Annotated in this window: 10 protein-coding genes; 1 reads left to right on the forward strand and 9 read right to left on the reverse strand. The window is 39.5% G+C overall.

The genetic code is table 11. The features are described 5' to 3' along the window. Positions 1 to 36: 36 nt before the first annotated feature. Positions 37 to 1,302 carry a (Fe-S)-binding protein gene (locus AC52RT_RS10750; protein ID WP_495540741.1) on the reverse strand — a complete coding sequence of 422 codons (1,266 nt, stop codon included), beginning with the start codon at positions 1,300 to 1,302 and terminating at the stop codon, positions 37 to 39. Continuing rightward, positions 1,295 to 2,704, reverse strand: a complete 1,410-nt coding sequence (locus tag AC52RT_RS10755) for an FAD-binding oxidoreductase (protein ID WP_495540748.1) — start codon at positions 2,702 to 2,704, stop codon at positions 1,295 to 1,297. Before AC52RT_RS10755 ends, AC52RT_RS10750 begins: the two co-directional genes overlap by 8 nt. Before the next feature lie 145 nt (positions 2,705 to 2,849). Here AC52RT_RS10755 and AC52RT_RS10760 point away from each other — a divergent pair, with 145 nt between their 5' ends. Beyond that, the gene (locus AC52RT_RS10760) at positions 2,850 to 3,494 is read left to right on the forward strand and encodes a hypothetical protein (RefSeq protein WP_495540742.1); all 645 of its coding nucleotides are present in this window, start codon (positions 2,850 to 2,852) and stop codon (positions 3,492 to 3,494) included. A 68-nt stretch (positions 3,495 to 3,562) separates the two neighbouring features. Here AC52RT_RS10760 and AC52RT_RS10765 read toward each other — a convergent pair whose 3' ends face one another. The 7 genes from AC52RT_RS10765 to AC52RT_RS10795 form a co-directional block, all read right to left on the reverse strand. Then, on the reverse strand, positions 3,563 to 4,360 hold the full coding sequence (locus tag AC52RT_RS10765; RefSeq protein WP_495540749.1) for an ABC transporter permease: 798 nt from the start codon (positions 4,358 to 4,360) through the stop codon (positions 3,563 to 3,565). Continuing rightward, the gene (locus tag AC52RT_RS10770; protein ID WP_495540743.1) at positions 4,360 to 5,307 is read right to left on the reverse strand and encodes an ABC transporter permease; all 948 of its coding nucleotides are present in this window, start codon (positions 5,305 to 5,307) and stop codon (positions 4,360 to 4,362) included. Before AC52RT_RS10770 ends, AC52RT_RS10765 begins: the two co-directional genes overlap by 1 nt. Continuing rightward, the gene (locus AC52RT_RS10775) at positions 5,271 to 6,371 is read right to left on the reverse strand and encodes an ABC transporter ATP-binding protein (protein WP_495540744.1); all 1,101 of its coding nucleotides are present in this window, start codon (positions 6,369 to 6,371) and stop codon (positions 5,271 to 5,273) included. Before AC52RT_RS10775 ends, AC52RT_RS10770 begins: the two co-directional genes overlap by 37 nt. A 16-nt stretch (positions 6,372 to 6,387) precedes the next feature. Further along, positions 6,388 to 7,488 (reverse strand): ABC transporter substrate-binding protein, encoded by a 1,101-nt coding sequence (locus tag AC52RT_RS10780; protein WP_495540745.1) that lies wholly within the window; start codon positions 7,486 to 7,488, stop codon positions 6,388 to 6,390. Between the two features lie 37 nt (positions 7,489 to 7,525). After that, on the reverse strand, positions 7,526 to 8,494 hold the full coding sequence (locus AC52RT_RS10785; protein ID WP_495540750.1) for a TAXI family TRAP transporter solute-binding subunit: 969 nt from the start codon (positions 8,492 to 8,494) through the stop codon (positions 7,526 to 7,528). Between the two features lie 172 nt (positions 8,495 to 8,666). Next, positions 8,667 to 10,043 (reverse strand): sigma-54-dependent transcriptional regulator, encoded by a 1,377-nt coding sequence (locus AC52RT_RS10790; RefSeq protein WP_495540746.1) that lies wholly within the window; start codon positions 10,041 to 10,043, stop codon positions 8,667 to 8,669. Further along, on the reverse strand, positions 10,018 to 11,841 hold a 1,824-nt coding region (locus AC52RT_RS10795), incomplete at its 5' end, for an ATP-binding protein (RefSeq protein ID WP_495540747.1). The genes AC52RT_RS10790 and AC52RT_RS10795, both read right to left, overlap by 26 nt.

The following is an 11,841-nucleotide window of genomic DNA, read 5'->3' on the forward strand; positions in this document are numbered from 1 at the left end:
TTACTGGATGGAAATGGGAACGAAAGAACAAGACTATTAAATCTCACAGGCTTCAGCCAGCAGTTCTACAATGTGAACGACTCTTATTTTATCTTTTTTCCCGCTGCGCTCTACACCTAATTTCATCTGTAAATGGCAGCCTGGATTACTTGTCACAATGATATCCGGCTCTGCTATTTCAAGATGCTCCATTTTTTTATCCAGCACTTCCATCGATTCTTTGTAGTGGACGATATTGTATATTCCGGCAGATCCGCAGCACATGTCCTGCTTTTCAAATGTGCGGTAATCAATCCCTGGAATCCTTTTAATTAATTCATAAGGCTCATCAGTGACTTTTTGAACATGCTGTAAATGACACGAAGGTTGGTATGTAACGACCTTCCGTATTTCTCTGGTGAACGGCAAAGAACTTTCGGCCAATAGGACGCTGATATCTTTACACCGCGCCGCAAATTTTTCAGCACGGGAATGCCATTCGGATTTTGTGTCAAATAAATCCGGATACTCGACTAACATAGCCCCGCATCCTCCGATACTATTCACTATGAAATCAAAATCGTAATTTTCAAATACTGTTATATTCTTTTTTGCCAATCTGATTGTCTCTCTTTTTTTTCCGCTATGATGTAAAAGGGCTCCGCAGCATGTTTGTTCTTCGATCAAGGTTACTTCACAACCGGCAAGCTGCAGCAATTTCATGCTGTCATCATTGATTTTCGAAAACATCACATCCATGATACAGCCAACAAAGAAACCAACAGTATAGTTCTTCTTTCCAATAGGAGGCAATACCCTATATTCTCTTTCTTTTTTTGTCGGCATGTTGATCAGGGGTGTAATGGATTCCATTGCCTGAATACTTTCCGGAAATGCCTTCATGATGCCTGTTTTTCTTGCTAAAGATACCATGCCTGTTTTTTGGGCCAATTCCAACCCTTTTCCGGCGGTTTTTTGCCATTTCTTATTCGGCAGTCCTTTTTCAAGGAGAAGCGATTCTGCTTTGGATGCCGGCTTCTCTAATGCGATAACTTCCTTGGCGGATTGCAAAATCTTCCCGTATTGAACATTGGTCGGACAGGCTGTTTCACAGGCTCTGCAGCCTAAACATAAATCAATGGAGGAAGCTGCAGATTGAATTGATATTTTCTCCTCGGCTAATAATGTCACTAAATTAATCCTCCCGCGGGGTGACTGTGTTTCCACACCTGTCGTTACATACGTCGGACATTTTGGCAAACAGTACCCGCATTGAACACAAGCAAACGTTTCTTCATAGGCTAATATTTTGTCTCTACTCATTCGTTAACACAAACCTTTGTCCAGGCTCCGGAAACATCTTTCCGGGGTTCAGGAGATTATTTGGATCCCAAGCTTCTTTTATTCGTTTCATCATATTTAAACCGGTTGTTCCAAGCTCCATTTCCATAAACGGGGCTTTCATCGTTCCGATCCCATGTTCCCCTGACAATGTACCGCCCATCTCCACTGCGGCTTTGAAAATCTCCTCGACCGCTTTTTCAACTCGTTTCATTTCTTCGATATCACGTTTATCCGCTATAATATTTGGGTGTAAATTTCCATCTCCTGCATGGCCAAACACAACCAAATCGATTTGATACTTTTCTCTTATTTCCTTTAAACGTTGAAACATATGTGGAATCCTGCTGCGCGGGACAGTAGCATCTTCTGAAATTTTTGTTGGCTTTCTTCTGACTATTGCTGGGGAAACCAGCTTCCGTGCCTTCCATAGTTCCAATTCTTCTTCTTTAGTTTCAGCTGTTTTTACTTCAATAGCCCCAATTTCCAGGCAGATTTCCTTTACTCTTTTAGATTCCGCTTCTATGGCCGCAGGATGTCCGTCCAATTCTATTAACAAAAGCGCTTCAATGTCGATAGGTAAGCCTGAGGGTTCAAATTGTTCTACAGCAATCACCGATTCTTGATCCATTATTTCTAATTTAGACGGTAAAATCCCGCCATTCAGGATACTGGAAATCGCTTTCCCAGCAATAATCAAATCATCAAAAAGAACCATTAAAGTTCCTGTAGCCTGGGGTTTCGGTATTAACTGTAAGATCGCTCTTGTGATGATCGCTAAAGTCCCTTCCGAACCTACGATTAGTTTCGTTAAGTCATATCCGGTTACATTTTTGACGGTTCTACCTCCAGTTTGGATGACTTCACCGTCCGCAGTAACAACTTCCAAGCCGAGCACATAATCTTTCGTAACCCCATATTTAAGTCCACGCGGGCCGCCGGCGTTTTCTGCTAAATTCCCGCCAATTGTTGACACATGGGAACTGCTTGGATCAGGAGGATACATTAGACCATATTGTTTGGCCATTTTATTAATATCAGCTGTTATGACTCCTGGGGAAACAATGGCGATTAAATCATCCGGTTCAATAATCAACGTATCTGTCCATCTTGAAAAATCAAGAACAATCCCTCCATGAACAGGTAAAGGTCCCCCGCTTAAGCTGGTTCCCTTTCCCCTTGGATAAATCGGAGTTTTATGTTTATTCGCTGCCTTGACAATTCCGACGACTTCTTCCGTAGCAATTGGTTGCACAACAATATCCGGTGGAAAAACACCGAAAGAAGCATCATATGAATAACTTGCAAGATCCGCTTCATTTGTAAGCACTCTACGATTGTCCTTGACCACTTGGCGTATTTCTTTTTCGATTTCTGCTTCTATCAAGACCCTGACCTCCCGTTGGTAAAAATATCGATTCCTTGTCTTTGGATCAACTTGCTGTTTGGACATATACCTGTTTTATTTCGTTGTAGCGAGACTAAAAATATATTTATAATGAAATAAATAGAATGAAAGAGGATGATAAATGTTGAAAGTAGCCTTAGTCCACGCAACGACTTCCGCCCTAAAGCCCATTGAAGAAGCTTTTCAGAAAGCCGCCCCTGAGATTAAACTGCTCCACTTTATGGATACCAATTTGCTTTCCATGATGGAAAAATCCGGAGGCTTAACACCGGAAATCATTCGCAGGTTTACAGTATTGCTAAATCTCGCTTCTGAATCTGAAGTAAATTGTATTCTACTGACTTGTTCCGCTTTTAATAACATCACATCGATTTTGCAGCCAATGTATGCGGTGAAAATTTTCCGATCAGATGAAGCCATGTTGGATAAAGCACTTGCCTATGAACGAATCGGTATTATTTCCACCGTTAAAGAAACACCAGGTGTCCTTATGGATTATCTAAGAGAAAAGAAACCGGATTGCATCATTGATTCTCTCGTTGAGCCAGGAATTATTCATCTGCTTTTTCAAGGAAGAAAAGATGAACATGATGAAAGAGTCCGTAACATGATTCAGGAAATGGATGGACATGTGGATGTAATTGTCCTTTCACAGTACAGTATGGATCATATTGCCCTTCAAGTTCAGACTTCTGTTCCAATTCTTACTGCACCGCAAGCATCTGTGAATAGATGTATAGAGTATTTGAAATATCATTCTTCCTGAATGGAAACAGCCGCCCATTTTGCTTAAATAAGTAAAACGGCCGGCTTTGCTATTTTTCATTTCATTTTCTAATGCTGGGCTCCTCCGAATACCTTTCCGACTCCATGAATCTTTTCAAGAAGTACGATTAATAGGACAGAGATGAAAATGACAACACTCGACACAGAGGCTACCAGTGGATTGTATGCATCCTGCATCGTGGAGAAAATCTCAATCGGTAGTGTCCGCATATCAGGGGAAATCATAAACAATGAGACCGTGACATTATCAAAAGAGGTCAAGAATGCAAATAACCCCCCAGAAATCATTGCCGGTCTGATGAGCGGCAAGGTCACTTTCCAAAATACAATGAAAGGATTGGCGCCAAGAATAGCTGCGGCTTTTTCTAAATTGTAGTCAAATCCGCTTAAGCCAGTTAATAACAAGCGAATAACATACGGGATGCAGATGATAATATGTGCAATCAAAAAGCCTGTTGATGTACCGGCAAGCATCATAGGTGTGAAATAAATGAGCAGGGCAATCCCCAATACTAACTGAGGCACGCTTAAAGGAGCTGTCAATATTGCTGTAATATAAGCTTTTCCAGGAATGTCATACTTTGCGATAGCCAGTGCACCTAATGTGCCGAATAAAACAGCAAAAAAGGCAGCGAGAGAAGCAAATTTTAAACTATTAAAGAAAGCTTCGATGAATTCAGGTCGTTCTAATATCATCGTATACCATTGAAGTGAGAAGCCTTGTGGTGGAAAACTAGGATAATTTGCACTCGTAAAGGAAGCAGGGACGACGACAAGTAAAGGTATCAATATATAGATGATCCCCAAAACAGCAAGGAGCAACCGTAACTTTCCAAGCGTTTTCATCATCGGAATACCTCCTTAAACTTACTTTTTTCAAATCCACGTGTAAATAAGAATACGGATAGAAGTGTTATTGCTAAAAGGATATACGATAATGCTGAACCAAAAGTCCATTGAAGCAGGTTGTTTATCTGATCGTATACTACAACAGGCATAACAGGAACATTCGCTCCACCCATTAATGCCGGAGTGACATAGGCACTCATCGATAAACTGAATACAAGCACACAGCCTGAGACAATACCAGGCAGGCTGAGAGGTAACGTAATGGAAAAGAAGCTGCGCATCGGACTCGCCCCGAGGATGGCTCCCGCTTTTTCTAATGAAGGATCGATATTATACAAACTTGTCACAATTGCCAAAACCATGAAAGGCAAATAGGCGTTTGACAGACCGATGATGACACCAATTTCTGAGAATAACAGATTCAATGGCTTATTGATGATCCCTAAGCTCATTAATGTAGAGTTAACGGTTCCATTCGGCAATAACAATAAATACCAGCCGAAGTTACGTACAACAATACTGACCAGAAGAGGAGAAGCTATTAACAAAGTAATATATCCGCGTATTTTCGGTGAACTTTTCGCCATCGTCAATGCTATTGGATAACCAAGAATTAGAGAAACAAGTACAGAATATAAACTGATCTTCACTGTAAGCCACATCGAAGATAAATAGTAGCTGTCGGTAAACAAATTGATATAGTTTTGCAGGCTGTAAACAGCGTCGGACGCGTTCAAATCATTGGTTGAAATGAAACTTAAATACAAGATATATAGCATAGGAACAATGAAGAATCCAAAGATAAATAAAAGGATGGGGACTAAGAGAAGAAGGCCAGCTATCCAACTCCTTCTCTTTTTCACTTTCGGCTTCCTTGGCGGTGCTTGCTTTATTCTTGGCGGTTTATTTATTTCTTGATCAGCATAATGTCTGACGGGTTCCATCCAACATACACCTCACTTCCGTATTGCCATTTTGGATCAAAAGAATTAGTCAATAATTGAATCGTTTTCCCTTGTAACGATACTGCGATTTCCCATGATGTGCCAAGATAATTAAGCTGAGTGATTTTAGCCGCCTGAAGTTCCAGTGTGGATGATGAAGTTTCTCTGGTAGAGGAAATATGAATGTTTTCAGGGCGAATATAAAGCTTCACCTCATTTCCGGTACGGACTGAACGATCCTCACCAATAACATTTGCAGAATCGACATGAATAACTTCTTTCCCTACCTTCACTGTAATCTGCCTATTCTCTGTTCCCGCTACCTCACCTTCAAAAGAATTTGATTTTCCGATGAATTGAAATACAAATTCTGTGTCAGGATGGTTGTATATGCCGGTAGGTGTACTGATTTGTTCAATTTTCCCGGCATTCATGACCACTACACGATCAGACAAAGAAAGGGCTTCCTCTTGATCATGGGTAACAAAGATTGTTGTTACTCCAATCTCTTTTTGTAATCGTTTAATCTCTGTCCGGAGTTCATGCCGTAATTTTGCATCCAGGTTGGAAAGAGGTTCATCAAGCAGAAGCAGCTCTGGTTCAACCACAAGTGCACGAGCAATTGCCACCCGCTGTCTTTGACCTCCCGATAATTCCCTTGGATAACGTTGTTCGAGTCCGGACATCTTAACAAGTTCAAGGACGCGGTCTACTTTCTTTTTTTGTTCTGCTTTCGTTATTTTCCGAAGGTTGAGTCCGAAAGTCAGATTTTCTTGTACAGTCATATGAGGAAACAAGGAATAAGTTTGGAATACCATCCCCAAATCCCGCTTATATGGAGGCACTTTTGTCACTTTTTTGCCCTTGATGTAGACATCTCCTTGATCCGCTTCAAGAAATCCCGCAATTAGGTTCAATGTGGTCGACTTTCCGCAACCTGAAGGACCGAGCAATGTTAAGAGCTCGCCTTGTTTTACTTCCAGGTCAATATCATTTAATACAATATTGGAACCGAACTGCTTCCTCGCACCCTTTACCTCTACATCAAATGTAGCTGCGTTCATATTAAATCCCTCCGCTCTATTTTAGTGATTTACCTATTTCAGGAACAACTTCTTTTGCCCACCGATCGGACCATTCAGCACGAACTTCGGCTAACAAAGAAGGGTCGGGTTTGAACGTTTTGTCCGTTTCCTTTAATCCGATCGATTTTTCGAATTTCTCCGGAAGCTCTACACCGTCCACAACCGGATAGAAGCCTTGCTCTGCAATCAAACCTTGCGATTCTTCACTGATTAAAAAATCAATGAATGCTTGTGCATGTTCTTCCTTAGGGGTATTTTTTACAAGAGCAGCACTGAACGATTGTATTGGCACGCCTTCTTCTGGAACCGCCATTTTAAGCGGTACGCCTGACGCCGCTAAATCGGCAATAACATAGCTCCCCATGACTGTCACGTCCCCGGCACCTTGCTGAATCGCAGGCATTACTTGAGTCGAGTTTTTATAAAATGTTGTTGAATAACCTGCAAGCTCTTTTGCTTTTTCTAATCCTGGGTCAACATTGTCTATACTTCCTCCATTAGCCATTGCGAGCGCATATAAAGTATTGAATCCCCAGTCATTGGATATATCCACAAAAGCTGTCTTTCCTTCATATTGTCCGGAAGCAAGATCATTCCATGATTTAATTGCTTTCAATTTCTTTTCTTTAAAAGATTCAGTATTATATGCAGGTGCAATGACTAATCCAAAAACAGGAGCGCCCGCACCCTTGACTGCCACATAATCCGAATCGATATTCTTCATATTAGGCACATTAGATTCATCTACTGTTTCTGTAAGACCTTTGTCCTTTGCACGATGTACATCGGTTGGCACAAACATGGCAATATCAATTTTCGGAGCATTCTTTTGTAGTTCTACTTTTGATAAAATCTCACCGGAAAGTCCTGGGATATAATTGACAGTGATACCGGTTTCTTCTTTGAACTTCGGAGCAATGACATCCCGGATTGTTCTTTCAATTACCCCTCCATTTCCAGCAACGGTGATTGTTTTCTCTCCATCTCCACCCGCTTCCGTATTAGCTGTCTCTCCAGGCTTTTGCGGAGTGGGAGCGCTACAAGCTGACAATACAATCAGAAAAGCGATAGACATTAATGTAAGGATTTTTTTCATTTTCACTTGCCTCCTATTTTTGAATTTGAATGTAATTCTAAGGAATCATTTCTTTGAAAAATTGTTCTGCTCCAGGATGAAAATGTATTGGAACTCCCGCAGTTGCTTCTGTCAAGTTGCTTTCAATCGTTTCTTGGCGGGAGATTTGCAATTCTGGCAAATGGTTATATAAGGTTTTTAATATTAGATAAGCATCTTGTTTTGGCATATCCGGGTAAGTAAGAAGGACATTTTTCACTGCTAATGTAGATGTACTCTCTATGCCTTCGTATGTTTGACCGCTAATTTCATCCTGTCTGTAAACTTCATATTCCTGATAAAGGCTTTCAGCAATACTTTTTGGAATCGGTATAAGTGAAGTTTCCATCTCTGAAGCTAGTTCTACAATCACTGGGTTCGGTAAACCAGAAGAAAAGAAAGCGACATCAATTGTTCCGTTTCTTAGAGCGTCTGCAGATTGTGTGAATGAAAGCAGAGATACATCCATTTCATTGTTTGATAGATTGGCAGCCTTCAATATCCTTTCAGACAGCAACTTTGTTCCGCTTCCGGCCGTTCCAATACTTACTCTTTTCCCTCGTAAATCCTCTAAGGATTGAATATTTCTATTCGTTGTGACTACATGGATGAAGTTAGAATAAAGACCGGTAAGTGCAAGTATCTCCCTTTTATCCGTATCCAGCAAAGCAAGGACGTCCACAGTACTGAATCCTAATTCAGCTTGTTTCTGGCTCACTAGTTTTGTATTCTGAACCGAAGCGTCCGTTACTTGTGTTCCTGAAGCTTTTCCATTGTACTTCCGTAATAGGTCTGCCATTGTTTGCCCTAAAGGGAAATAGACACCTGACATATCACCCGTCGCGATCACAAAAGGAGTTTTAGTTCCAGTGAATTCCTCTGCGGGATTAGCAAATGTTTGATTATCGTTGGGGAATAATTCTTGCTGTCCTTTTACACAACCAAACAAAAGAAATACGGAAAGGAACAGTATTTTTAGTAATGCCACTGTCTTCAAAGATTGTCCTCCTTTCATAGAGATAACTCTTGCAATTATTGTGCCAATTTTCAGAACCTTTATTTTGTATACGCTTTCATTAAAATATTTAACATTTTGTCCACATAATCCGGCAAGTTTTTCCTATAACTCCTGCAAAAATTGCCGGATTAACATTTTTTCTTTAGCTATTTCCGATTTCATATAGTTTAATTTTATCCCTGAGGCTTCTTTCAGATATTTGTAAAGTTTGCGCGGTTCTTTGGCGATCCTTACCGGAATATTTAAAAGTTCCGGAAATCACCATTTTCTCAATTTCCTTCATTGAGAGACCTATTGGAATGACCATGCTTTTTTCATCATAAACAGAAACCTCTTCACTCCCTTCCTTTTTCTCCAGAATGTAGTATGGCATATCTCCCTCATCAATGACTGTATTAATGGAAAGCGCTACGGAGTATTCTATTATATTTCCCAATTCCCGAACGTTTCCCGGATAGTGATATTCGAGTAATAGTCGACGGGCAGCTGCGGAAAAAGATTTCTTTTCTCTGTTCATCTCTTTACAATACTTTTCGAGAAAATAATCAATCAACAGTGGAAGATCCTCTTTTCTATCTCTTAGTGGCGGTGTTTTAATAGGAATGACGTTCAATCTGAAATATAAATCCTCTCGGAACTTCCCTTCTTGGACCATTTTTCCAATGTTTTTATTGGCAGCACATAAAATTCGTACATCTAGCGCAATTTTCTTATTAGATCCAAGAGGTGTCACTTCACGTTCTTGGATTACCCGCAATAATTTAGCTTGAAGAGAAAGAGGCAGTTCGCTAATTTCATCAAGAAATAGCGTACCTCCATTTGCTGCGACCCACTTTCCTTCCTTTGACTGAGTTGCCCCTGTAAAAGCTCCTTTTTCGTAACCGAACATTTCTGATTCTAGTAATGTTTCAGGAATGGCTGCACAATTCAAAATTTCTAATGGACCGTTCTTACGTTTCCCGGAAAAATGTATTCTCTTTGCAACTAGTTCTTTCCCAGTGCCGCTTTCTCCAGAAATCAAGACGCAAGAGTCAATATCTTTAATCCGATCAATCATCGAAAATACATATTTCATCGCCTTACTATTGCCTAAAAAGTCTTTAAAACCCTTCCTTTGTTCTAGCTCTTCATTGAGTGATTCCAGCTTATTTGATATTTGTCTAAACTCAGAGGCTCTTAATAAAAGCAATGATAATTTTTCAATATTAATCGGTTTTTCAATATAATAATAGGCGCCCATTTTGATTGCTTCAATAGATGTTTCAATGGAAGCATATGCGGTCATCATGATGACTGTAACCGATGGGTCATTTTGTTTAATTCTTTGCAAAACGTCCAGCCCATTGTAACTTGCGATCCGAAGATCCAGCAGAATAATATCTATTCTTTCTTTTTTTGCTAAATCGATGCCTTTTTCAGGATTCGTTGTGGTTATCATGCAATAATCATCTTCAAAAGCAAAGCTAAGTGAAGTGCAAATTGCTTGTTCATCGTCAATAATCAGTACTTTTGGCTTCAATCCCAATTTCCTCCTTTTGATATAAAGGTAATAGAACTGTGACGGTCGTTCCTATATCAGGTTTACTGCTTACTTGGATATCTCCATTATTCTCTTTTATTAAATTGTAAGATAAGGACAAACCCAATCCGACGCCTTTTCCCTTTGTCGTAAAAAATGGTTCGAAAATATGGTTTAGCACCCCTTGCTTTATTCCGTTACCCGTATCTTCAATCATAATTTTTCCCGTTTTGGAGTCCTCTTTTTCTATGATGATTTTAATTTCCTTCACTTCTCTTTCATCAACTGCATCCATGGCATTCAATAATAGATTTAGTAGAACCTGACGAATTTGCTGCGGATCAATCACAAAAACAAGGTCAGGTTCAATGCACTGTTCAAATTCAATCCTTTTTTCATCCAATGTTACTTGCAGTATTCCCAGCAAGGAAGTCAGCTCGAGGGCCGTACAAGGTTGGATATTAGGTAAGCTGGGACGTGCATAATCAATCAAGTCTGTTACAATCCTATCAAGTCTATTCACTTCTACAGGTAAATGCTCCATAAGTACCTTTTGAAATTTTGGTTGATCGTATTTTTTTGGAATCAGGTCTATGAACATTTTAATAGACGTTAATGGGTTCCGAATTTCATGAGCCACACCAGCTACTAATTGGCCTAGTGCATGGAGCTTCTCCTGTGTAACCAACTTTTGTTCTAGTTTCTTTTTTTCAGTTTCGTCATTCATTGATAGCAAATAACCTGCTTGATTATCAAGTGAGTTAAACATTCTGTTCAAAGAATAATAGATTACCTTTCGGTCACCATTATCATCTATTTCTAGAAAACGATAATTTCCAACACTTTCTTGCTTTTGTGCAAAACGATAGTGATCAAAAAGCTTCAGGAAAATAGATGACTGTTGAAGGTTAAACTTCTCATCTGGGGGAAGTTCAAGAATCTCCAAAGCCCGTTTATTACAGCTCGTTATCTTAAAATCGATATCGAATGTTACAATACCCGTGTCAATATTATTTAAAATTTGCACTTTAAACGCATTACTATCAGCAGTCCGCTGCCGTTGATTTTGTAAATCCTCATTTAATAGCCGGAGGTCCTTTGTGTGAATATTCACCGCTTTTTTCAATCTTTGATTCCAAATGTAAATTGCAATGAGGATAAGTACACCAACCAAAAGAAATAGAAATAAAAGGAGGATAAAATGTTCCAAACGAGCAATTTTAGCTTCCGTTTCTGTACTAATCCATTCATCAATCAATTCACTTACTTCTCCTTTAGCCTTTAGGTTTGTAAGCGTTTGATTAATGATCGGCAGGAGGTCCTCATTCCCTTCCTTTACTGCAATAGCATAATCTGCCGGATTAATTACTTCATCGAGAATGAGGTAATTTTGTTCTTGATCAAATTCTTCTAAAAAAAACGAAGCTGTGAATTTATTCCCAATAAAAACTTCCGACCGGTTATTTAGAAGCACCAAAAGACCTGAGTATTGATTTGACACCAAAGTAAGATTAGTATTCCTTAAATTTAACAAGGTGTTTAGATTTGGAGTATTATCTTGTAATACAACATGCATGTCCCCTATATCTTCGATACTTTTTATTTCACCCCTACTATCCATAGGGATAATTAAAGAATCTGACATCGTATAATAAGGCTGTGAAAAATCGAATACTTTATCCTTTTCAGTACTGTACGTTACCCCTGTTACCGCATCTACTTCACCATCTTTTAATGCCTGTTCCGCTTCATGAATTTCCATTGGTATATATTCAAAAGTAAGCCCATTTTCATATGC

The organism is Peribacillus sp., assembly GCF_059453735.1.